Source organism: Oceanobacillus jordanicus (assembly GCF_022095695.1).
In the GTDB taxonomy this organism is placed as follows: Bacteria; Bacillota; Bacilli; order Bacillales; family Amphibacillaceae; genus Oceanobacillus_B; species Oceanobacillus_B jordanicus.
In genome coordinates this window covers 1-24,207 of sequence record NZ_JAIFZM010000006.1, presented here as the reverse complement: position 1 = coordinate 24,207, position 24,207 = coordinate 1, and the positions used below count along the sequence as shown (strand labels likewise).

The following is a 24,207-nucleotide window of genomic DNA, read 5'->3' as shown; positions in this document are numbered from 1 at the left end:
AATTGAAAGCGAATTACTAATGTGAGGAGCATTCATATGGGAATTAGAGAATTAGTAAAAAACCTTATTTTATAAAATTATAAAATAAGGAGTGAATTAATTGGTTGTGAATTTAGACGAAAATGTAATTGAAGTATCCCAACTTGGTGTTCAATATGATAATACAGTTTGGGGAATTAAAGATATTGATGTGACATTTAAAAAAGGGGAATTAATAGCGCTTGTCGGTGCAAACGGTGCTGGTAAGTCTACCTTTTTGAACGCTATATGTGGACTAATAATGCCTACAAAAGGTGACGTCTTTTTCAACAAAAATCTCATAAATCGTAACACCCCTTTCCACAACATTGGTTGGAGTAAGCAGACACATGCAATAGATTGGTATCTAAACGTATTTGACAATGTAATCGTTAGCGCAAGATTGGCAGGCAAAAATAGGAAAGCCTCAAAAATAGATACACTTGCAGCGCTTGATTTAGTTGGTTTATTAGAATATAAAGATCGAGATGTGGATGCATTATCGGGCGGTCAGCAACAAAGAGTTCAAATTGCTAGAGCCCTCGTCCACCATCCAGACATTATGATATTGGATGAACCTACTACCGGACTTGATGCGGAATCATCAGAGAAATTACTGTCCCATTTAAAAGAGAAAGCAAATAAAGGTGGCCTAGTAATTGTATCTTCACACGATCTAAATCTATTGGACAGTTATTGTGATAGCGTGTTGCTTTTAAAACAAGGAAGTATTGTAGCTTATGAGCCTAAAACGAAATTCATCTCTCGTTATCGTGATAAAGAAATACTCACGATTGAGTATGAGGGAGAGCTAGATAAAAGGAAGTTAGTAGAAATTGAAGGTGTCGTTACGATTAACGATTTAAAGCCTTTAGTTTTAGAAATTAAAAGGAATACACCAATTGGCCAGATAATAAATAAACTGGATTCACTTGTATTCGTAATGGACATAAATCGGACTTCCCCTGGACTTCGAGAAGCATATCTAGAAGTTGCAAGAGCAAAGGAGGAAGGATGATGTTGAGAAGCGATGCAAATTTTGTAAATACTAGAACGTTTCGCAAAGGGACCCGCTTTCACTGGGAAAAAACCTTTATTCTGGCAGAGAATGAACTTAAGGCAGTATGGCATCATAAACCATTACTCGTGAATGCTTTTCTAAATCCTATTTTATACCTCGTATTCTTCATGGCTGGATTAAGAGGAATGACTGGTGGAATACTTGTCAATGGTATAGAAGTAGATTTCTTACCTTTTACACTACCCGGGATTCTTATGATGTTAGTTATCAGCTTAATGGGCCACACCGTATACAGAAGTACCATTGATAAGCGGTGGGGACTACTTGGGTACAAATTTATGAATGGCATATCGCCACTTAGTTATGTAACCGGATTGATGGTTTACCCATTTTTTGTGTTTTTAGTTCAAGGAGTGCTGCTTGCCGTGCTTTCTTTGTTCTACGGAATAACCTATTCCATTATGAATTTAATACTTGCCATATCCCTTGGAATAGTAGGGATTATATTTTGGTGTTCTCTAGGTATTATCATAACGACAAGAATAAATGATTATCATCAAAGGGACATTGTCCTTGGCTTAATGACATTGCCAATTTTGTTTACAGCTCCGACGTTTTACGCGATAGAAAGCGCACCTGTGTATATTCAATTCATATCTTGGTTTAACCCAATAACGTACCAGGTTACGGCAATTCGCAGCTTTTTCTTAGGGCAGCCAGATATATTGATGATCATTATTGCAACCGCTATTTCTATTATCCTATTACTTTTGGCGGTTCTATTAATAGCAAAAGCTGAACTAGTTAGTAACGAACATTAGCGGTTTAACTTAATATGAAGAACAAATTAAAAGCATTCCTATTTTTCCTTAGGGATGCTTTTTATTTTTTTGGGAAGGCTAATAAGGAATGAAATATTTTAAAAAGGATGGTTGATATTGTGAGTGAAAAAGAGTCACGTACTGGACAAACGAACATAGAAAACGAAGACACATTAACCACCAGACAGGGTCATCCCGTCACGAATAACCAAAACATACGCACAGTAGGGAATCGCGGTCCAGCTACGTTAGAAAACTATGACTTCATCGAGAAAATAAGTCACTTTGACAGAGAAAAAGTACCAGAACGGATTGTACATGCTCGTGGAGCAGGAGCACACGGCTATTTCGAAACCTATGGAACAGCTGGAGACGACCCTGTTTCAAAATACACCCGTGCAAAGGTATTTCAGGATAAAGGTAAACAAACACCAGTATTTGTACGTTTTTCTACCGTTGTACATGGTAATCACTCGCCTGAAACCGTCCGTGATCCACGTGGATTTGCAGTTAAATTCTACACCGAAGATGGCAATTGGGATCTTGTAGGAAACAATCTAAAAATCTTTTTTATCCGCGATGCTATGAAATTCCCGGACATGATTCACGCTTTTCGTCCAGATCCCGTAACCAACATTCAAGATAGCCAGCGTTTTTTCGATTTTTGTTCCAACTCTCCTGAATCCTTTCACATGGTTACGTTTGTTTACTCTCCTTGGGGGATCCCAGCAAACTACCGGATGATGCAAGGTTCTGGCGTCAATACGTACAGGTGGGTTAACCAGGAAGGTGAAGCTGTGCTGGTTAAGTATCATTGGGAGCCGAAACAGGGGATTAAAAATCTAACTATGAAAGAAGCAGCTGAAATTCAGGCAACGAATTTTAATCATGCAACCCAGGATTTGTATGATGCTATTGAAAAAGGCGACTATCCGGAATGGGAGCTTTTTGTACAGGTTATGAGCGATGAAGAGCATCCTGAGCTTGATTTTGACCCACTTGACGATACGAAGCTTTGGCCTGAAGACCAATTCCCATGGCTTCCAGTTGGAAAGATGGTCTTAAATAAAAACCCCGAAAACTACTTTACCGAGGTGGAACAAGCTTCATTTGGAACTGGTGTCTTAGTGGACGGGCTTGACTTTTCCAATGATAAAATGCTGCAAGGGCGTACCTTCTCCTACTCGGATACACAGCGGTACCGCGTCGGAGCTAACTACCTCCAGCTACCAATTAACGCAGCTAAAAAACGCGTGGCCACAAATCAAGAAGGTGGTCAGCTACGTTACGAAAACGATAAGGCACCGGGACAGAATCCACATGTTAACTACGAGCCTTCTACACTTGGCGGACTACAGGAAGCAGAACAAACTGGAAAAGAACATACCCCTAAAGTCCAAGGACAATTAGTCAGGGAGTCTATTGAACGTAACGATAATACGAAACAAGCCGGAGAGACTTACCGCCAATTTAAAGATTGGGAGAAAGATGAATTAATTGGCAATATGGTTGGTGATCTAGCTGAATGTGACCAGCGTATCCAAGATAAAATGGTCGCCCTTGCTGAAGAGGCCGATGAAGAATATGGCCGTCGTCTTCGCGAAGGTCTTGCGAATGCAAAGAAAGACGGATCTAGCATGAACCCATTAGGTAATAAGGACAGTGAAAAAGCACCTGAACAAGCAATTAAAAAGGGACATGAAGCAGATCCTTATTAAAAAGTTTGAGTAATAAGTTTTCCTTTGAATAGACAAAGAGCCAATCACACTATTGGCTCTTGTTTTTATGCTTCCATACCCTACTCTTCCACATAATCAAGTGGGCTTTCCTTAAATAACCTAAGATGGTATGCGTGTATAGCAGTCTTTCCAAGCTGGTCCAATAAGTTGTAATTGGCATAGGCCCCGACAATAGCCCCAAACCCAGGGACAAGTTGCAGTAACTTTACTAAATCAATATAATCTCGATACTCTTGCTGAAATGCCCGCCAGTCCATCTCTGTTATCTCATGCTTTTTTTCATTCCAATTATCAAGCGTGTGGAATGTCTCCCTCTTTTTTCTATCATCTGAGAAAGCAAGCTGGAACACATGCAGAATAAACAATCGTTCAGAATAATCCTTTGTATCAAAGCCATAGATAGCAGCAACTTCAAATAGATATTTTATTTTTATAGACAGTAACAAAGGAAAGTCTGCTATACCTAAAAAGATACCACCCGCTCCTGTCCCCGCACCTTCTACTGTTGCAGTCCTTCTATATATAGTGAGCTTTTCTTTAACAAGCTCATCTTTTTCCTGAAGACTTGCATAGGCAAGCTCTGGTTTTTTTGTGGTTAAATCGGAACCGAATAAGGTCATTTTCACCATTTGCTGGATCCCGTCGGTCATAACTTGGTGTACCTTTTCAGGGATGATACCGTTAATTTTTGTTTGGGCTTTTTTAGAGAACTTTTTAAACAAGCTTGTTTTAGAGAATAGCTCCCATTTCCATTCCATCAAATCCTCATACGCCTTTCTTTCATAGTGATTCAACACGACACCTCCCTTTCTATCAAACCAGCGATATATTGGATATTTTATTCGTAAGCTTTTTCATGTATACTAATAGTATACGATAATAAAAAAGGTGGGTGAACCAATATGCCGATTCCAGCTAATCATGCCAAACCTGTCCGTCAGACTGCTAAAGAGAATGCCTTCACGCAAATTCAACAATGGATTATTGATGGAACCTTACAGCCCGGTGAAAAGTTGAATGATACCGAACTTGCCAAAGCGCTTGGTGTGAGTAGAACTCCAATTAGAGAATCACTACAAATGTTAGAGATGCGGGGATTTGTAAAAATGTACCCAGGGAAGGCGACACAAGTAACAGAGGTTGAAAAGGATGCTATTCTTGACCTGTTACCACCACTTGCCGCATTACAGGCATTATCCGCAGAACTAGCTATCTCCCATATTACCGAAGACGTCTTAGAACTGCTGGAGCGTACAAACGAGCGATTTGCCAATGCCATTCGATCTGAGAACTACTATGCTTCTCTTAAAATAGATGAGGACTTTCACCAAATTATTGTTAATACAGCAAATAATTCTTATATACATTCTATTATTTCCTCCCTACAAGCGCATGTTAGAAGGCAATTCTTTCATAACTCCATTATCTTAACTGAGAAATCTGTTGAGGAACATCACGCCATTATCCAATTAATGAGAGAAGGTAATAGCGACGCTATCGCTCCTATCATGAAAGAAAATTGGCTTCGGGCGATTGATGAATTTCAAGCACTGCATGACAAGGAATAGAAAAACGCCAGACGATTTTCAGCTATCGTCCGGCGTTTTTTCATTTTTAAAGATAGATATGATAAAACAAAACTAGCAGTAACCTTTATTTCACTGACGTTTTTGCCGTAACATGGAACCCGCGTAAAGCTACACTTGCAATAAGTACAATCACCAAGGCAGGTAGCAACCAGCCCAGCCCTTGATTGTATAATGGCAATACCTTTTCATAGAAGGATAGAATTGGCGTTAGCCAGTCAAAATACTCTATACCCAACGAATTACATAATGACTTCAGGCCATCTGTAACACTAATTAGAAACGTTACAGCAATGGTAATAGCATAAACGACTCTCTTGTGTTGGAAAAAACCTGATAAGAATGCTAAAAGCATTAAAACGATTGCTAGTGGATAAAGAAGCATTAGAACAGGAACAGAATAGGTAATAATATTAGCGAGCCCGAAATTAGCTATAATAAACGTAATCCCTGTAAAGAAAATCGCAAAAGCCTTGTATCCTACTTTCGGGAAAAGGGTTTGAAAATATTCTGCGCATGCTGTGGTTAACCCGATACTGGTTGTTAAACAGGCAAGCGTAAGGATGACAGCTAACAAAATCGTCCCTGTTTGCCCGAAATAATACGCAGCACCACCACTCAACACAGGGCCTCCAGTAGTGAAGACACCAAGTTCCTGTATACTCACAGCACCTAAATAGGCAATCCCAACATAGATCACACCCAGAAGTGTAATAGCCACCAAGCCTGATCTAGCCGTAGCAGCAAGGACCCCTTTGGTTGATGTGACACCTAATGACCGAATGGTTTTAATAACAATAATGCCAAAAACTAAAGAAGCTAGAGCGTCCATCGTGTTATATCCCTCAAGAAAGCCCTGAACAAAAGCGTTCCCTTGGAAGTCTCCTAATGGTTCTTGAATTTCGCCCATTGGCTTTGCAATTACCATGACAAGCAATATTAAAAGTAGTACGACAATACTCGGAGCCAGTAGCTTACCAATATAGTCTATAAGCTTCCCTGGCTTTAACGAGAAAAACAGGGTTGCCAAGAAAAATAGTAGCGTAAATATTAGTAAACCTGTTTGTTGTGACCCTTCACTTATAAAAGAAGAGAATCCTACGTCATATGCCACCGTTGCCGTTCTTGGGGCTGCAAAGAAGGGACCAATGGTTAAATAAAGCATAACAGTAAAGGTAATGCCAAAAGCAGGATGAATTCGGCTAGCTAATTCCTGCAAGTTTTTACTGCCAGAATAGCTCATTGCCAATATACCGAGTAATGGCAATCCCACCCCTGTTAGCAAAAACCCAAGAACCGCTGGCCAAAAATTAGTACCAGCATTCTGACCTAGTTGCGCAGGGAAAATTAAATTACCTGCACCAAAAAAAAGTGCGAAAAGCATAAAACCTACAACCGCATACGATGAAAATGATAGCTTGTCCTTCATATATAATCCCCCTGTGTTTATTCTACGTTGTATTTTATATTTTAATATGCAATATATCAGTATAGTTCATACTACTAGGATTAGTTGCAAAATGCAATATATTACTGGACTTTTTTTACTGCTATGTTTACATTTTTATTCTAAGGGAATATATAAACTTTGATAGTTTCGTAAATTATAGTTGAAAGGAAGGATTTACGATGAATGAATTTCAAGCATTAGTACTAACAAAAGAAAACGATGAAGCAACATTATCTGTCAAAAAACTAGGGCTTCAAGATCTACCTAAGGGAGACGTATTAATTAAGGTTGCGTACTCCAGCGTTAACTATAAAGACGCCATGGTTGGCGTGCATCATCAGATGGTTAAATCTTTTCCTCACATCCCAGGAATTGATCTTGCGGGGACAGTCATTGAGTCTAGTGATGATTCCTACAAAGCTGGGGATAAAGTAATTGTCACAAGCTACGAGCTTGGTACGGGGCATCATGGTGGCTTCAGTGAGGTAGCACGAGTACCGAAGGAATGGGTCGTGCCCTTACCAGACGGTCTAACCCTTAGAGAGGCTATGATCCTTGGAACAGCAGGCCTGACTGCCGCCCTCTCTGTGCAACGTTTGGAAGACAATGGACTTACTCCATCTCAAGGTCCCGTGTTAGTAGCAGGAGCGACAGGTGGTGTAGGAAGCCTAGCTGTTGATATGCTCGCAAAAAAAGGGTATGACGTAACCGCTAGTACAGGTTCCTCTAGTGAGAAAAATTATCTAGAGACGCTTGGCGCGAAAGAGATTATTTCTAGAGAAGAAGTTACTGATCAGGATAATACACCAACAAGAGAAAAACGTTGGGCTGCAGCAGTAGATCCTGTCGGTGGGTCAACCTTGCAATATATTCTCAGCACCCTGAAAAATAGCGGATCTGTCGCTACTTCAGGGTTAGTTGGTGGCATTGAGGTAAAAACAACCGTACTACCTTTCATCGGCAGAGGTGTAAACTGGCTTGGGATCGATTCCGTACAATGCCCAATGGAACTTCGTAGAAAAGTGTGGGAACGATTAGCGGATGACCTTAAGCCTTCAAACCTAAACGAAGAGGTTGTGAATGAAGTTTCCTTAGAAGAAGTAGAAGGCACACTCCAAGAAATCCTTGAAGGTCGCGTACGAGGACGTACTATTGTAAAGCTTAATGGATCAGAATAAAGTAATTCAGCATGATTAGAGCCGAGCGACTTAGATTCGCTCGGCTTTTTATACGCTACTTTTATCCTGGTGCAACTAACAATCAGTGGGGGAAGAACGAACCCCCCACTGATTGCAGTTTCACTTTATTAAGAATGAAGTAAGCCAGGGCTCCCCATATGGGAGCTCTGGCTTTACCTTTCTACCGATTCTCTTCTTTTTCCTGTAATTTACGATAAATCGTTGCTATGATTGGCCCTGAAATATTGTGCCATACACTAAAGATTGCACTTGGCACTGCAGATAATGGATTAAAATGCGCGGCAGCAAGAGTTGCACCAAGCCCTGAGTTTTGCATTCCCACTTCAATTGACACCGCTTTTTGTTGCTTAGGACCCATCTTCATGACTTTTCCAAGCCCTAAGCCAACTACATAACCCAATGTATTATGCAGCACAACAATTAGAAAAATTAGTAGTCCAGTTTTTGCAATTTGTTCTACGTTCACACTTACAACTGCCGTAACAATTGCTACAATACCTATAACTGATACTAGGGGGATGGCCTTTACCCCTGCTTCGACTTTATCTTTTAACAATGCTTTAACGAGTAAGCCTAGTAAAATGGGTACCAAAACAATTTGTACAATGGAAACAAATAAAGCCCCTGCAGATACTTCTAACCATTGACTAGCCAAAAGATAAATTAGAGCAGGTGTTAAAATAGGTGCCAGAACAGTAGATACAGCAGTAATTGAAACAGACAATGCTGTATCCCCTTTAGATAAAAATGTCATAACGTTAGAAGAAGTACCACCAGGACAGCATCCAACTAAGATAACACCTACTGCTATCTCTTTGGAAACAGGCAGAATCGTCACAAGTGCGAAGGCAAGTAATGGCATGATTAAAAATTGGCCAGCTACACCAATCGCAACATCTTTCGGGCGTTTAAATGCTTCTTTGAAATCTTTAGCTGACAGTGTAAGCCCCATACCAAACATTATGATACCGAGTAAAGGTGTGATATAGGCCGCCAGCCAAGTAAATCCTGAAGGTAGTAAAAAGGATAAAACCGCAAATAATACCACCCAAATAGCAAATGTATTTCCGACAAAACTGCTAATTCTTTCTAAAACTTTCAAGCTAATCCCCCTCTTAGATGCATAATTAGAGATTATATTATATTTTTAGAAAATTTTAAATAGGTTAAACCTATCATTTGCTCCATCTACTAAGTTTATAACTAAAGCAGTGGAGGTAGGTTATAAGATAATTTAAAACGCCCATTTAATAACAAATGGGCGTTTTCCTAATTTATGATAATTGTTGCTCTGCAAATTCCCGGTACAATTTATGAGTGGAGATTAATTCTTGATGTGTTCCACTTCCAGTCATGTTGCCATCCTCGATAAAGATAATCTTATCTGCGTCTACAATAGTAGATAAGCGATGTGCTATCACAAATGTCGTTCGCCCTTCCATTAAACGACTTAATGCCTGTTGCACAATGCTTTCAGATTGACTGTCAAGACTAGCTGTCGCCTCATCCATCATCAGGATTTTCGGATCACGTAAGAAGGCTCGTGCAATATTAATCCGTTGCTTCTGCCCGCCTGAGAGCTTTATACCACGCTCGCCAACCTTTGTATCAAGTCCTTCAGAAAAACCCTTAATAAACTGGTCTGCATAGGACATTTTTGCAACTTTCCATAATTTCTCGTCTGGAACGCCCTGTGGGTTTTCCAGCCCGTACGTCAAATTTTCTCGAATTGTACCTGCCATCATAGCACTTTCTTGCGAGACATAACCTATTTGACTACGCCATGTATGTAAGGATAAATGCTGAATTGGTGTTTCCCCAATTTTAATTTCACCCTCACTAGGTTCATAAAACCGTTCCAGTAACCCAAACAATGTCGTTTTACCGCCACCACTCGGACCAGCAAAGGCAATCATTTCACCTGGCTGTGCAATAAAGCTGATAGATTCTAAAACTGGTTCTTCCTCATTATAGGAGAAGGAGACATTTTCAACCGATAGCGGCTGATTTGCGACTTGTGCTTGTTCCCCTTCCTGACCTTTTTCTTCAGAAAGCTCCAAAATATGTTGTATACGCTCTGTGGCTCCCTTTGCTTTTTGTAACTGAGTAAAAAACATAGCAAACGAGGTGATCGGCATCACAATTTGAAATAGATAAAGAAGAAACGCGACCAAGGAACCGGTTGACATCGTTCCATCTGCCACACGAATCCCACCATATCCAATAATAACTACTACTACAACCATAATGATGAGATACATTAATGGTCCAATTAGAGCAAAGATTTTGGACTCCTTTAGTCCGAAGGCAAACAGTTTACTAATCCCAGCATACCCTTTTTTCTCCTCAAACCCTTCTGCTGTAGAGGATTTCATTAATCGAACTTCACTAAGGGTCTGCTGAATATCGCCTGTGAATGTAGCTGTTTCATCCTGTAATGCTCGCGATATTTTGGCCATCTTTCTGCCAAGCGGAATCATAATGCCTATCGTCACGGGAACGGATATAAGCATAATCAAAGTCATTTTCCAATCCATGATCAGCAGAATGATAACCGCACCAATAATAGAAATGATACCTGTAATGAATTGAGGAAAGTGCGTTGAAATTAACTCTTTCACAATACCTGTATCATTTACCACTCGACTGACTGTTTCACCACTTTTGGTCTTATCAAAATAGCTAACAGGCATCCGGATTAGCTTGCGCCACATTCTTTCCCGCAAACTGGCTACGATGCGCTGCCCAACCATTGCCAACAAATACGTAGACACCCCGTCTATTACCGCTTGCAGGATGAAAACCACCCCAATTGTTACAACAAGGAACCAGCTTAACGAAGCTAGTGAAAAACCATCAACCAGCTCTCTTGTCAAAATAGGGATGGATAGCCCTACTAGCGTTGTTAGAACACTACCAATTAAGCCAAACGTTAACGCCATCTTTGGCATGTTCGTTGATCGCATTAAAGAATAAAAGTCTTTTATATTACTTTTTTCACCGTCCATATACCTCACCCTGCCCATCTAGTCTTACTGCTTCAATTATAGATCAGGCATACGGCCAATAGCTAGTATCACACGAATTCTCCCTAATTCCTCTTACGCCTGAATATCACGTTTGTTATACCCTATAAACCCTGTAATGACAAAAAGTATTACAAGTAAAAATAGAATGGAAACTGGCAGATAACGCATTTCTTCGATTAACAGTTCAGGTATATGGCCATACGGTGATATTCCGCTAAGCCACTTGGGAAATTCTAATAGATTTCCTAGATAAACGACGATAAAAGAATACATGAGATAAATCCAACCAACAATGCTTGCTCGTGGAAAAATGCCTATCACCAATATAACCAACCCTATCACAAGCCATACAGCTGGCAGATAAACAAGCGCCGCACTATAAACATTCCATAAATCCAGGCCATTTTCCATCGACATATTTCCTGCAGTCCATAGCCCAATTGCTGTTAGCGAAACCATGATCAAACTAGTAATAATAGATAGAAGAAAGGCGCTACCAAGTAATCTATTACGGGAAACCTTCTTACTTAACAGATGGTCTATACGCCCTTTTTTCTCTTCCGCAATGAGTTTGTTAACAGACATCAGTGCCGGAATCGAACTAATCATCGCTAGAATGGACATGATCATGGTTAAAAACTGCTCTGTTAAGGAATGCCCGTTTTCTGGATTAAGCAATTGCTGGAACATATCGTTTTCAACAAAAAAGGAATCCAAGTCTCCCAGTACAGACCCATACGAAGCTCCTAACAGAAACATTCCTATTGCCCAGGAGATAAGCCCAGTTCGTTGCAGGCGTAAACTTAAACCAAATGGGCTTAATAAGGAAGCTGAGGCTGTTCTTTTACCTGGCCTTGTTGGAAGCAGACCTGCCCCAAGATCTCGTCTACTGTACAAGACGCAAGCAGTGATCATTATCAACAGCGAAACAATGAATGTGATAATAATTGGCCACCATTTATTCGTAACCAAAACCTCTGAACTCAAAATCCAACCCAATGGAGAAGCCATAGACATAGCCTCATTGCCGATATCCCCTATCGCTCGTAATAAATAGGAAACGCCTAATACCGTAAAGGAAAATCCAATTGTGCCTCTTGCGTTCTCGGAAAGCTGTGCAAAAATAGCAGTAATAGTAGCAAAGAAAAAACCTGTCACGCCTATTGCTGTTCCGTATAGTAGTGATCCTTCCAAGTTAATACTCTCTATACCGAGTGAAAAAAGCCCTAGGCCAGTAAGAATTCCAATGAAGAGATTAGTAAAACCGGCAAGGGTGAGCGTTGCATATAAATTTGCTAAACGACCGGTAGGCAACGAACGAATAAGTTCAATTCTACCTTCCTCCTCGTCTGCTCTCGTGTGTCTTGCCACGAGGAGAATATTCATTATCGTCATCGCAATAGCGGTGAAAAGAAGCATTTGGTGGGCCATCATCGCCCCAATGGTGTAGTTATCCAACCCATAACCTTTTCCAAGCATTGCTGTCATTGCTGGATTCACCATGGTTTCAGCCATGATTTGTCTACTTTCACTAGTAGAATACAAGTTTGATAATGCCATCGCAGTCATACAAGTTATCAGAACGAGCGCGAGAACAAACACCGGGATTCGCACCCGATCTCTTTTCACCAAAAAGCGAAGAAGTATAGCCGTCCCTTTCCTTGTACTACGCATTATGATTGCCTCCCTCAGTATCTACCCGGCTTCCTTCATAATGTCTCATGAACAAGTCTTCTAGGTTAGGGGGGGCACTCTCCAACTTCAAAATGCCAAACGAGCTGATATACCTTATCATTTCATCGAGTTTTTCTGAATCGACTTGAAATGAAAGAACTCCCTCCTTCTCTTCTACATCATGCACTCCCGCCATCTGTCCTAATCCGCTCATCGGCTGCTTTGTCTGGACGATAAGGTTTGTTCTTGTTAAGTGACGCAATTCGGCCATCGAGCCAGTCTCTATTATTTTGCCCTGACGAATGATCCCAACACGGTCGCATAACCTTTCAACTTCAGAGAGGATATGGCTTGATAATAAAACACTCTTTCCTGCATCTTTCGCTTCTAGGACGCACTCCTGAAAAACACGTTCCATTAATGGATCAAGTCCAGAGGTTGGTTCATCCAGAATATACAGGTCTGCCTTAGAAGCAAAAGCCGCTACAAGTGCCACCTTTTGTCTGTTTCCTTTCGAATACGTTCTACACTTTTTCGTCGGATCTAGTTCAAAACGCTCTATCAGTTTTTCCCTTCTCCCTTTATCAACTTTCCCCCGAAGCTTTGTAAAAAGGTCAATGACTTCTCCACCTGTTAAATTTGCCCATAGATTCACATCACCAGGAACATATGCTATACGTTCATGGATGGCCACTGCATCCTTCCAAGCATCCTTGCCGAAAATCTTTACAGACCCTTCTGATGCCTTCAAGATACCTAGCAGGATTCGGATGGTGGTAGACTTCCCTGCCCCATTCGGTCCAATAAATCCAAAAACTTCCCCTTCATTCACTTGCATATCAATGCCATCCAGCGCTGTAAACTTTCCAAAATACTTCGTTACATTATTCGCTTTGAGAATGGTCATGGTCCCTTGGCCTCCCTTTCCCTCACTAAATTATGAAATATTGTTACTTATATAGTTCATAATATATAAAGAACATCCGCTTTGCAATAACTCATGAAATATATTTATTGTTTTATTACATATTTTTTTATACACTTTAGAAAGAGGTGAAACAAATGGACGGATTTGAACGACGCCGCGAACGCAAAAGGCAAAGCATCCTGGAGGCTGCCCTAAGCTTATTTTTAGAGTTTGGCGTGCAAAAGGTAAGCATGAACGAAATTGCCACAAAAGCTAGTGTCTCTCAGGTGACAATATATAACTATTTTAAAAACAAAGATAGATTAGTTGAAGAGGTCATCCGCTACTATGTGGACAAGGCGTGGCAGGAGGCAGATATTATTCTGACAAGTGACCTCCCCTTCCCAGAAAAGATTAAACGATTAATCTTTAATAAAAAAAGGTCAGCCAATAACATCCATGAAAATTTTTATCAGCATTTCATGAAAGCATATACAACAGGGGATGGCTATATGGCAAAACTGATGAACAAAGAAGCTATTCCGAAGATGATGAATTTATTTAATGAAGGGAAAGCTCAAGGTTATGTTGACCCTGCTATCTCTAATGAAGCCATTTTCTTCTATATCCAAATGATGAACGAATACATGCAAAAAAAAGATGTCTATACAAAAATCTTACCTCTGACAGAAGATATCATGCACATATTGTTTTACGGCATAGTTGGGAACAAAGAGACTAGAACATAACAAAAAGTTTTAGTCAAAAGACGGATGATACTAGAATAAGCGTAAGAAATATACGGAGACTCCCATGGGAGGAAGGCCTAGGTGAGACCCCGGAATGCGGAGCATCCGGAGGCTCACCAGCCGCCCATGGAAAGCGAAGTATATTTCTGAAGCTGTTTTTCAAACACCATTCTTTCGGATTTATCTTTTACGTAAATAATCTTTTCCCGCCATCCTTTGTTTGGGTATTTGATTGATACCCTCGCGTATACGGGCGCCCTTCCTTTCACATACAATAACAAATACACGAGAACAGAAAATTGATACAACCGCTTAATTTCATTATACTTATTGAAAGTGAAGGGAGATTTAACAATGGAAGAAATGAAACATGATCATCATGCTTATTCAATACTGAAAGACAAAATACAGCTTATCAAACAAAAGGATAAGGCAATCTACTTAGTAGGGCCCATTCAGCTGCCCGTTAATTTATATGGCGAAACGACAGTATTTCAATGGTATTGCTGGCTGAGCCAAGAAGAAGTAACAGAAGACTATGAGCATATCATTGAAAAGCTTGCATCCTCTAATCTAGCCGAATACCAGCAATCAAGTGTGTTGGTTTATGGAGACTTTGCCAATGCAGATGAAGCACTTATCCGGATGCACTCTATCTGCCACACAGGAGATATCTTTGGTAGCAAGCGCTGTGATTGTGGATTTCAATTAAAAGAATCTATGAGGCGTATCAAAGAAAACGGAGCAGGAGCGCTCTTTTACTTGGCCAATCACGAAGGCCGGGGTATAGGATTGTTCAGCAAAGCCATGGCATATCTTCTTCAGGAAAGTGGCTATGATACCGTGGAAGCAAATGAACAGCTCGGATTTGAAAATGACACAAGGGATTATGATGATGCCATCCACGTATTAAAACAACTACGAAGCAAAGCAGTTACGCTCATTACAAACAATCCGAAAAAAATGGAAGCATTAGAAAAGGCTGGTCTTCCGCTTTCAGGTAGAACACCTCTTTGGGGAGATGTATCGGAATACAACAAAAAATATTTAGAGACCAAGGTAACTAAATCCGGACACTTAGAAGAAGGAACGTGTTTGAATGACTGATCATAGCTATTACATGGAGCTTGCTTTAAACCAAGCTAAAGCAATGAAGGGACAAACAGACCCTAATCCACTGGTAGGCTGTGTCATCGTTAATGGAAGTCGTATCGTAGGAATTGGCAGCCATTTAAAAGCAGGGGAAGCGCATGCAGAAGTTCATGCACTACGTATGGCTGGTGAGCATGCGAAAGGTGCGACAATGTACGTCACCCTTGAACCTTGCTCTCACCACGGCAGAACAGGACCATGTGCAGAAGCTGTTGTTAGGGCAGGCGTTGCAAGAGTGGTGGTTGCCACCCTTGATCCAAATCCAGTAGTTTCAGGGAATGGAGTTGCCATTCTAAAAAAGGCTGGCATTGAAGTGATCACGGGAATTTGCGAACAAGAATCTGTTAAAATGAATGAAGTTTTTAACAAATATATTGTTACGCAACGGCCATTTGTTAGCTTAAAGGTTGGATCCTCCCTTGACGGAAAGGTCGCCACCCACACCAATAGCAGTAAATGGATCACATCAGAGGAAGCTCGCACAGATGTCCATCGATTGCGACATGAAAATATGGCCATTCTTACTGGAATTAACACTGTACTAGAGGATAACCCTGCCCTAACCGCACGAATCCCAAATGGAAAAAATCCAATTAGAATTGTACTGGATTCCACCCTAAAAATCCCGCTAGACTGTCAGCTAGTAAAAGACAATAGAGCGGAAACCTGGGTTTTTACGACAAGCCGTTATAATGAGGAAAAAAAAGAGTCACTAGAGGAAAGCGGCGTTCACGTTATTATGCTAGAAGGGGATTATATTCATCCCGGAGAAGTGTTGGACTATATGGGGAAGAAGAATATTTCTTCACTGTTAGTTGAAGCAGGAGCTACTATAAATGCAAGCTTTATAGAGCATCAGCTTGTCGATAAGCTGGTCGTGTACATGGCACCAAAACTCGTTGGTGGCCAGCAAGCCCCGTCCTTCCTTGGAGGAACGGGCGCGGAAGAGATGCAGGATGCCATCGAGCTAAACAACCTCCAGGTGGAGACAATTGGGAGCGACCTGAAAATAACTGGCTACCCAGTTATTCATGGCGAAAAGAACTGAGGGATATGGATGAAATTTGGTTTTGATATTGATGACACCTTAATTAACTTACGAGCACATGCCTTTCATATATATAATAAAAAGCTCGGAAAGCAGATACCCACCGAAACATTTCATGCCCTCAAGCGTGTGGAGATCCACGAGCCTTTTGGCTTAAATGACAAAGAAGGTAAAGCAATGTGGGAGCAATCTTTAGAGTCAATTTATTATACAGATTGCCCCGCCTTCTCGGGTGCTGTTGAGGTTCTAAACGAATTAAAAGGAAAAGGGCATACGATCTACTACATTACAGCACGACCTATGGTCCATGGTGAACGGACGAAAGTCTGGATGAAAGAGAAAGGTTTCCCTATAGAGGACGATGCTTTCTTCTACGGTATGAATGACCATGAAAAAATAAACATTATTCAAAACCTGGAGCTCGATTACTATGTGGATGATAAACCTGCTGTTTTAAACACATTACAGGAAGAACCAACAACCTTAGTAATTAAAGACCAATCCTATAACCGAGAATTTACCCAAGCAATCCGGTTGTACGAGTGGACAGAATTTATTTCATTAATTGAAAGCAGGCATCCTTAATGAATGCCTGCTTTCAATTTCTCTTATAGAAATTAATCTTTCGCTTAAGCGCGATAAGCATATATATATACAGGACTACGACAGCACCAGTAAGTGACATGGTAAAGATTTGCAAACCGCCCCACTTCCAAGTAAGCAATCCACCTAGTTGGGATAATAACAAAATGGCGAAAAGAATCATGTAAAACCGTAACATACCTTTATACGACTCCACAACCGACTCATAGTCAGAGTAAATTTTAGGAACCGATTCATTTGAAGCATCCGTACGGAAATAATGGAACAGTCCAATTGACTGATCTACATAATTCCATCCAGCATCCTCATAAAGTTGAATATAATCATCTGTTGCAATTCTCTGAAAATCTATTTGGTAAACAAACGCTTTGTTTTTATCTTCTTCAAACGTATAAAAGCCTAGTTTGTATTTTTTCATATGCAGCCCTTTTGCAGACATTGCTGTGAGCCATTGCTCTTCTTTTTCCAGTCCAGAAGCAAGGAATAGACGAAATTTCCTAATAGCCATCTTCTTCAACCTCCAACCTCTCAATTATATCTGTAGCATTGTTTACTAAAGATCTTAACCTTATATATTCTTTCTGCAAAACCTGTTTTCCCAGTTCTGTAAGGTCATAGTATTTTCTGCGTTCATCTGATTCCACGGTAACCTTCTGTATGACTTGTTGCTTTTCTAGTTTACCTAAGGCACCATATAACGTTCCCGGACCCATTTTTACTTCACTTTGACTAATTTCTTCTACATCCTGCATGATGCCATAGCCATGTCGTTTCACTCTCAATGATAAAAGTATATAGTATGTTGCCTGGGATAAGGGTAAGAAATCCTCTGGCTGCTTCATTTATTCACCTCATTACATCGCATGTCGATGTATCGTATAACGATATATTAGCATGGAATGCGTTTTCCTTCAAGCCTAATTTACGTGAGTTTTTTATAATTGCCACTAATTACGCAAGAAAAAAGCCCGGTATCCCGGACTTTTCACTAAGCCTATAACAAGTTCTTCTCAATTTCCTTCATCTCATAAAAATAACCCTTCTTACCCATGAGCTCCTCGTAAGAGCCGAATTCCACAATTTCCCCTTGGTCCATAACGAGGATGTGATCCATTATTTCCATCCCAGCCAAACGGTGACTGACAAGGATTAGGGTATCCTTTTCTGCTTGCCGCAAAATACATTCATGGATCGACTTCTCTGTAAGAGCATCCACAGAAGATGTAGGCTCATCTAGAAGCCACAACTTACCTTTTTTAAGCAAAGCTCTGGCAATAGCGAGTCGCTGCTTCTCCCCACCGGAAAGGTTAGCGCCTTTTTCAAGTACATCATCAGACAAGGAAAATCTATCTAACTTAACCTTCTGTAACGCCTCCGTTAATTGTTTATCTGTTAGATCGTCACCAGCCAACAGTAGATTTTCCTTGATGGTGCCAAAGAAAAAGTGGTTTTCTTGTAACACAACATTGGCCATACTCCAAATAGATTCCTTGTTAGATGATGCAAGCGAGAGATCATTTAGTTTAATGTCTCCCTGTACGGGTTCATACAACTTTAAAATAAGCTGAAGAATCGTTGATTTACCAGAACCACTCGGACCGACTATAGCCGTTTTACTTCCCTTTTCCAGTTCAAAACTAATATCTTTCAACGTCGGTCTCCATTCGTCTTCAAAGGTAAACGTCACGTTATCCATTCTTACAGAGGGCACCTCATCAGGAATAGAAGGAAGATTTCTTTCATTAGCAGAAGTTTTGTCATCTTTTACAACTTGAAACAACCTACGTGCTGCTCTTTGGTTATCATGATAGTAGATAGGAAAAGCTGCCATCGGGGAAGCATCTTCAAAAACAGTGATCGAAATCATTACCAGCATTGCCAGTAATACGCCTTCCAGGCTCCCGTTTGCAACTAAATAGACACCAAGCCCAAGCACAATGGCTGTAATGATATGAGAAACAAGTGTATTTAATGATTGGCTAAACAGTTTACTAATTCCTTCTACCTCTTGTTCCTTAATATACTGACCCGAGGATTGTAACAGCTGTTCCTCTCGACTCTCAAGCTGCTGGTAGACTTTCAGATCACGGAACCCATAGAGGTATTCTGTCACATCTGTCGAAAGCACTGCCCGATTTTCTCGAACATCCTGATCGATCCTTCGCTGTTTTATAGCAAAAATGGCAGGGACTACAAATCCTGTCATGACAAGACCTAAAAATAAGACAAATGCTGCATAAATTGAAAAGAATGCGGTAAAAAATATTGTGCTTAAAAAGACCAAGACAAGCACAATAGGTGGGTAGAAGACGCGCAGAAAGAAGTTTTGCAGGCTCTCAATATCGCCCACTATCCTTGCAAGTAAATCCCCACTTCGATATTTCTGAAAGATACCAGGCGCGAGTGGCTCTATCTTTTCAAATAAAGACACACGCAAATTACTTAGAATGGTAAACGTCGCACGATGAGAGAAATACCTTTCTGCATAACGGGTCAAAGCCCTTGTGAAGCCCAAAAGCTTTACAGTAGACGTCAACACAATCAAGGCATATAAAGGGGGAGCAAGCGCTGCCTTGGAAATTAAATATCCACTAGCCGCAAACAGCCCAACGCCAGCTATCCCTGCAATGAACCCCACCAGAATCGACAAGAAAATATCCCTTTTTTCAAACATCATTAATTTTGTAACGATAGCTAAGTCCTTCATTAGGCTGTGCCCCCTTGCTGTACGGAAACCATTGCTGCGTATGCTGGAAGGCTTGCAACCAGCTCTTCATGTGTCCCTTTACCAGCTAACTTCCCTTCCTCAAGGAAAAGAATCTGATCAGCATTCTTAATTGTGTGAAGTCTGTGTGCAACGGTTATGATTGTTGCGTTCTCCGAAAGTTTTCTAATCGAGTTTTGTAAAATGCGTTCTGTTTTCAGATCCAGACCCGTTGTTGGCTCATCAAACAAGATAAGGGAGGGCTGATTAAGGAAAGCTCTGGCTAATGCCAAACGTTGTTTTTCCCCACCAGAAAGCCCTCTACCTGCTTCTCCCACTCGTGTATCCAAGCCCTTCTCAAGTGATTGGACGAGATCCATAATACCCGCTTGCTCTGCAGCCGCTTGAATAGCCTCTCTAGAAGCATCATTTGTTGAGCCTATTGCTATGTTTTCCGCAAAGGTGCCTGAAAATATATAAGGATGCTGTGATATGTAGCTCAATTTACTAAACCATTCCGCTTCCTTATAGTCGCTTAATGGGCTACCATCTGCAAAAATATTACCTTCTGACAATGGTAATAGTCCTGCTAGCAAATGCAGTAATGTAGATTTTCCTGAGCCACTTCTTCCTACGATCGCAACCGAAGAGTAAGGCGGAAGACTAGCTTCAATAGCAGACAAATGAAATTGATCAACACCATAGCTAAAACTAACTTGGTTCAGTTTCAGATTCGGTGGTTGATGCACTTCTGTAAACTCTTTTTCGCCCCAGGTGATTTCATTGTCGGATTCTGTTAGCTCCTCGGCAATTTTCTTCGCAGCACCGATACTACTTTGACCATTATGAAAGGCGCTTCCTAATTCCTTAAGAGAAGTGTAGAATTCTGGCGCAAGAATTAGAATTAAAAATCCTACAAAAAACGTAATCCCGTCGAAAAGAATAAGTTGCAGGGCTATTTCTAAAGCAATAATTCCGATACTTAGCATGGAGATGAGTTCCAGCATAAAAGAAGAAGTAAAAGCAACCTTTAAAATTTCCATCGTCGCATCACGAAAACCCAAACTGCTCTTTTCAATGGTTTGTTTTTGTTTTCGAGCACGGCCAAAAAGCTTAAGTGTTGTTAAGCCTTGCAAGGTATCCAAAAAACCACCCGAAAATGATGCCAGTTTGTCCAGCTGCTCTTCTGATTTTTTCTGGGTTTGCATCCCAATGATAATCATAAAAATGGGAATAAACGGAGCAGTGATGATCATAATGAGCCCTGAATTCACGTGCTGCGTAAATACCACGATTAGAATAAGCAATGGAATGAGACTAGATTGAATCACCTGCGGAATATAGGAACTAAAATAGCTTTCCACTTCGTCGACAGCATCCATTAAAATACTTACTTTTCCACCAGACTGTCCTGTAATAGAAGCCTGAACAGGGGTCACTTTATATTGGTGTAACAAGGATTGGCGGAATTCTCCCTTGGCATGTGCACCAATTTTAACCCCTGTTCTTCCGCTTAAATAGGTAGAACCTGTTCGAAAAAGCAAAACTAATAGGAGTATGCCTAACCAGGGGAGTGCGTCTGTTAAGTTTGCATCTCCCAGAAAGGCATCCTCAATGATGATGACAAGAAGATACGCCTGGGCAATAACCATCGTACCGGCAATTAGAGCAAATAAAACCAGTAAGGCCATACGTTTTTTTTGTTGTTTAATCATTGCTTTTAACTTATCCATGTGACGTATCTCCAATCGGAGCTTATTTTTTACCTTTTACATAATCGGCATTGAACAGGAACAATCTCATTAATAGAATTAGCGAAGGTATTAGTAGTAAGAGTCCTGCGATAAAGACAATAATGAGTGCAATTGCTGTAGATTCAAAGGTAACACTGTCATAGATATTAATATATGGATACAAAATATATGGTAAATGGCTTGCGCCGTACCCAAAGAATGCGAAGAAAAACTGCAACATAACACTAATAAATGCCCATCCATAGCATTTCCCAATATAGATAAGCCACATGGCGATCATAAAGAACCCAACCGATAGGCCAAACATCCACCATAAATCAAGCATTTTATCATAATGCACTTCATTATGCTGCCCCAATGCAATAAAAGTGGTCAGAGACGCAACGATGGTAGGCGTTGCCCAAAACAGGGCATATTTTCTAACCAACTGTAATGCTTTTTGGTCATCTGCCCGCGCTGCATAATATACAAGAAAAGTAGCACTGATGTATAGAACAGAAACAAGCGCAAGAAACACAACACTCCAAGAGTAAGGACTTGTAAATAAAGCAAGATAGTCAAGGGATACAGTTCCTCCACTCTCTGTAATAAATCCACCTTCAGACAAGGTCATCGCTGTGGAAAGGGATGCAGGGATTAGCAAGCCTGTTGCCCCGTATAAAAACATGTAGACATTACTTCGCTTCGATCCATAATTCTCAAACGCGTAAAAGGAACCGCGAATTGCCAGCAAAATAATGGCAATACTCCCAGGCACGAGCAATGCTGTCCCATAATAGTATGCCGAATCTGGAAAGAAACCAACAATCCCTACAAAGAAGAAAACAAAGAATACATTGGTTACCTCCCAGACCGGGGAGAGATAGCGCGAGATCAATTGATTAATGATATGGTCATTCCCTGTGATCTTCGCATAATAGGCAAAAAAGCCAGCGCCGAAATCAACAGATGCTACGATAAGGTATCCGTACAAAAAGATCCACAGAACTGTAATTCCGATTATTTCATAGCTCATTCTTTATCCTCCTCTTCAATCGTTGGGTACCTCTTCTCTAACTCTTCCTCTGCCGGTTTCCCCTTAAAGAGCTTTCGTAGCACTATGACACACAATGTTCCGAGAACAATGTACAGAACAAGGAAGAAGATAAACATCAGGCCGATCTGTGGCGATGTGGTGGCCGCTTCATCAACTTTCATATAGCCACGCAAAATCCATGGCTGTCTTCCAACCTCTGCATAAACCCAGCCAAATTCTGTTGAGAGCATCGCAAGCGGTCCAGCTAAGAAAAGAAGTCGAACCATCCATTTATTGTGCTGATCCCATTTCTTTATTCTGCTTACGATAATATAGAGCAAGGAAACAGCGATTAAGAACATACCGATCATTACCATCAAGTCAAACATATAATGGACCCAAAGTGGTGGTCTTTCGTCTTCCGGGATTTCATTTAGCCCGGTAACTTCACTCTCAAAATCGCCATGTGCTAAGAAGCTTAAAAGACCAGGCAGACGGATTGCACCAACTGGATTATCCTCATTATTCAGCCAACCAAAAAGCACAAGGTCAGCGCCTTCTTCTGTTTCAAAATGCCACTCTGCAGCAGCAAGCTTTTCTGGTTGATGTTCTGCAAGAAACTTTGCTGATATATCACCAGCAAGTGCGGTCAGTATAGAAAACACAAACACGAGGGTCATTGTCAGTTTTAGTGCTTTTTTATGATATTCCGATTGTTTTTTCTTAAGCAGACTGAAGGCTGCAATGGTAGCAAGAATTGCAGCAACGGTAAGATAAGAAGAACTCAATACGTGAATAACTTTTGAGGTTGTGGCCGGATTAAACATTGCCTCAATCGGGTTAATGCTTGTAAATTGCCCATCCTCCATCGTGAAACCATCTGGTGTGTTCATAAAGGCATTCACTGTGGTAATAAAGAATGCAGATAACGCCCCTCCAATAACGATCGGCAAAGAAAACCACCAATGAGTTAGCGGATTTTTAAAACGATCCCATGTATAAAGATAAATTCCTAAAAAGATTGCCTCAAAGAAGAATGCAAATACTTCCATAAATAAAGGAAGGCTAATAACATTACCAGCAAGCTGCATGAAATTTGGCCACACTAAGGATAGCTGTAGTCCTATAGCAGTACCGGTTACTACACCCACTGCCACGGTAATAACAAAACCTCGTGTCCAGCGTCTTGCCAGCATTCTATAATGTTGGTCGTTCTTTTTCACTCCGATAAATTCGGCTATGCAAATAAATAACGGTACACCAACACCAAGCGTGGCGAATATAATATGGAAAATTAATGTCATTGCAGTAATTAATCGGCTCATCAAAACCGGATCCAAATCAAACATGCGTAAACCTCCCTGATTAAAAAGAGTTTGCTCAGTACTGATCAAACTATCATCTATTTAAAAGCTCACAAGCTAAACGCCAGCAAGTAAGCACGGTATATACTGTTCATTTACGGTGTACCACTAAATTATAACGCAGTTCCGTGCATTAATGTGTACACGGTAATGACAATCACGTGACATTCCTCACGCCCATGCTGACAAGCTGTTTTTATTTTTAACCATGTACCCTATTATCATACACTCTACACCTTGATTTAATTGAACGTAAGGACGGTTGGTTGGCTTGGGCCTCTTTTACGATTGATTGAAACTGCCTTGTCGTTGATTGGACCTCTTCTATGATTGATTGACTTGCATTGTCGTTGATTGGGCCTCTTCTATGATTG

The 24,207-nt window shown here is 40.7% G+C and carries 21 protein-coding genes; 9 read left to right on the top strand and 12 right to left on the bottom strand.

The genetic code is table 11. From position 1 onward, the window contains the following. Nucleotides 1-106 precede the first annotated feature (106 nt). From K3T81_RS08470 to K3T81_RS08460, 3 genes are all read left to right on the top strand, one after another. Nucleotides 107-1,036 (top strand): metal ABC transporter ATP-binding protein, encoded by a 930-nt coding sequence (locus K3T81_RS08470; RefSeq protein WP_238019595.1) that lies wholly within the window; start codon nt 107-109, stop codon nt 1,034-1,036. Beyond that, complete coding sequence (locus K3T81_RS08465; protein ID WP_238019371.1) at nt 1,036-1,860, top strand: ABC transporter permease; 825 nt, start codon at nt 1,036-1,038, stop codon at nt 1,858-1,860. Before K3T81_RS08470 ends, K3T81_RS08465 begins: the two co-directional genes overlap by 1 nt. A gap of 119 nt (nt 1,861-1,979) precedes the next feature. Then, nucleotides 1,980-3,578 (top strand): catalase, encoded by a 1,599-nt coding sequence (locus K3T81_RS08460; protein ID WP_379554837.1) that lies wholly within the window; start codon nt 1,980-1,982, stop codon nt 3,576-3,578. Nucleotides 3,579-3,658: 80 nt separating this feature from the next. On the opposite strand, the gene K3T81_RS08455 is transcribed toward K3T81_RS08460, so the two are convergent. Continuing rightward, entirely contained in the window at nt 3,659-4,393 is a 735-nt protein-coding gene (locus K3T81_RS08455; RefSeq protein WP_238019367.1) for an EcsC family protein, read from the bottom strand. Nucleotides 4,394-4,501: 108 nt separating this feature from the next. Here K3T81_RS08455 and K3T81_RS08450 point away from each other — a divergent pair, with 108 nt between their 5' ends. Further along, nucleotides 4,502-5,167 (top strand): GntR family transcriptional regulator, encoded by a 666-nt coding sequence (locus K3T81_RS08450; protein ID WP_058949226.1) that lies wholly within the window; start codon nt 4,502-4,504, stop codon nt 5,165-5,167. 85 nt (nt 5,168-5,252) lie between these two features. Here K3T81_RS08450 and brnQ read toward each other — a convergent pair whose 3' ends face one another. Beyond that, nucleotides 5,253-6,614: a branched-chain amino acid transport system II carrier protein gene (gene brnQ / locus K3T81_RS08445; protein WP_238019365.1), complete on the bottom strand. Its 1,362-nt coding sequence runs from the start codon at nt 6,612-6,614 to the stop codon at nt 5,253-5,255. 200 nt (nt 6,615-6,814) lie between these two features. On the opposite strand from brnQ, the gene K3T81_RS08440 reads away from it, so the two are divergent. Beyond that, entirely contained in the window at nt 6,815-7,813 is a 999-nt protein-coding gene (locus K3T81_RS08440; protein ID WP_238019363.1) for an acrylyl-CoA reductase family protein, read from the top strand. A 181-nt stretch (nt 7,814-7,994) separates the two neighbouring features. Here the strand turns inward: K3T81_RS08440 and K3T81_RS08435 are convergent, their stop codons facing one another. The 4 genes from K3T81_RS08435 to K3T81_RS08420 all read right to left on the bottom strand — a co-directional run bounded on the left by K3T81_RS08435 (nt 7,995) and on the right by K3T81_RS08420 (nt 13,444). Then, nucleotides 7,995-8,936, bottom strand: coding sequence for a bile acid:sodium symporter family protein (locus K3T81_RS08435; protein ID WP_238019361.1), 942 nt, complete (start codon nt 8,934-8,936; stop codon nt 7,995-7,997). Nucleotides 8,937-9,108: 172 nt separating this feature from the next. Continuing rightward, nucleotides 9,109-10,842, bottom strand: a complete 1,734-nt coding sequence (locus K3T81_RS08430; RefSeq protein ID WP_238019359.1) for an ABC transporter ATP-binding protein — start codon at nt 10,840-10,842, stop codon at nt 9,109-9,111. Between the two features lie 93 nt (nt 10,843-10,935). Then, nucleotides 10,936-12,537: an ABC transporter permease gene (locus K3T81_RS08425; RefSeq protein ID WP_238019357.1), complete on the bottom strand. Its 1,602-nt coding sequence runs from the start codon at nt 12,535-12,537 to the stop codon at nt 10,936-10,938. Beyond that, entirely contained in the window at nt 12,530-13,444 is a 915-nt protein-coding gene (locus K3T81_RS08420) for an ABC transporter ATP-binding protein (RefSeq protein ID WP_238019356.1), read from the bottom strand. Before K3T81_RS08420 ends, K3T81_RS08425 begins: the two co-directional genes overlap by 8 nt. 155 nt (nt 13,445-13,599) lie before the next feature. Here K3T81_RS08420 and K3T81_RS08415 point away from each other — a divergent pair, with 155 nt between their 5' ends. From K3T81_RS08415 to K3T81_RS08400, 4 genes are all read left to right on the top strand, one after another. Further along, nucleotides 13,600-14,193, top strand: coding sequence for a TetR/AcrR family transcriptional regulator (locus K3T81_RS08415; RefSeq protein WP_238019354.1), 594 nt, complete (start codon nt 13,600-13,602; stop codon nt 14,191-14,193). 354 nt (nt 14,194-14,547) lie between these two features. Beyond that, nucleotides 14,548-15,300 carry a GTP cyclohydrolase II gene (locus K3T81_RS08410; protein WP_036576971.1) on the top strand — a complete coding sequence of 251 codons (753 nt, stop codon included), beginning with the start codon at nt 14,548-14,550 and terminating at the stop codon, nt 15,298-15,300. Next, the gene (gene ribD, locus K3T81_RS08405; RefSeq protein WP_238019352.1) at nt 15,293-16,393 is read left to right on the top strand and encodes a bifunctional diaminohydroxyphosphoribosylaminopyrimidine deaminase/5-amino-6-(5-phosphoribosylamino)uracil reductase RibD; all 1,101 of its coding nucleotides are present in this window, start codon (nt 15,293-15,295) and stop codon (nt 16,391-16,393) included. The genes K3T81_RS08410 and ribD overlap by 8 nt, the downstream gene beginning before the upstream one ends. A 9-nt stretch (nt 16,394-16,402) precedes the next feature. Further along, entirely contained in the window at nt 16,403-16,978 is a 576-nt protein-coding gene (locus K3T81_RS08400) for a 5' nucleotidase, NT5C type (protein WP_106895533.1), read from the top strand. A gap of 13 nt (nt 16,979-16,991) precedes the next feature. Here K3T81_RS08400 and K3T81_RS08395 read toward each other — a convergent pair whose 3' ends face one another. The 6 genes from K3T81_RS08395 to K3T81_RS08370 all read right to left on the bottom strand — a co-directional run bounded on the left by K3T81_RS08395 (nt 16,992) and on the right by K3T81_RS08370 (nt 23,818). Further along, entirely contained in the window at nt 16,992-17,504 is a 513-nt protein-coding gene (locus K3T81_RS08395) for a DUF2812 domain-containing protein (RefSeq protein ID WP_106895532.1), read from the bottom strand. Continuing rightward, complete coding sequence (locus K3T81_RS08390; protein WP_106895531.1) at nt 17,494-17,838, bottom strand: PadR family transcriptional regulator; 345 nt, start codon at nt 17,836-17,838, stop codon at nt 17,494-17,496. The genes K3T81_RS08395 and K3T81_RS08390 overlap by 11 nt, the downstream gene beginning before the upstream one ends. 152 nt (nt 17,839-17,990) lie before the next feature. Continuing rightward, nucleotides 17,991-19,703 (bottom strand): thiol reductant ABC exporter subunit CydC, encoded by a 1,713-nt coding sequence (cydC, locus tag K3T81_RS08385; RefSeq protein ID WP_238019351.1) that lies wholly within the window; start codon nt 19,701-19,703, stop codon nt 17,991-17,993. After that, nucleotides 19,703-21,433 (bottom strand): thiol reductant ABC exporter subunit CydD, encoded by a 1,731-nt coding sequence (gene cydD, locus K3T81_RS08380; RefSeq protein WP_238019350.1) that lies wholly within the window; start codon nt 21,431-21,433, stop codon nt 19,703-19,705. The genes cydC and cydD overlap by 1 nt, the downstream gene beginning before the upstream one ends. A gap of 22 nt (nt 21,434-21,455) precedes the next feature. Beyond that, a complete protein-coding gene (locus tag K3T81_RS08375) occupies nt 21,456-22,469 on the bottom strand; it encodes a cytochrome d ubiquinol oxidase subunit II (RefSeq protein WP_238019349.1) in 1,014 nt (337 codons plus the stop codon). Beyond that, entirely contained in the window at nt 22,466-23,818 is a 1,353-nt protein-coding gene (locus tag K3T81_RS08370; RefSeq protein ID WP_238019348.1) for a cytochrome ubiquinol oxidase subunit I, read from the bottom strand. Before K3T81_RS08370 ends, K3T81_RS08375 begins: the two co-directional genes overlap by 4 nt. Nucleotides 23,819-24,207: the final 389 nt, after the last annotated feature.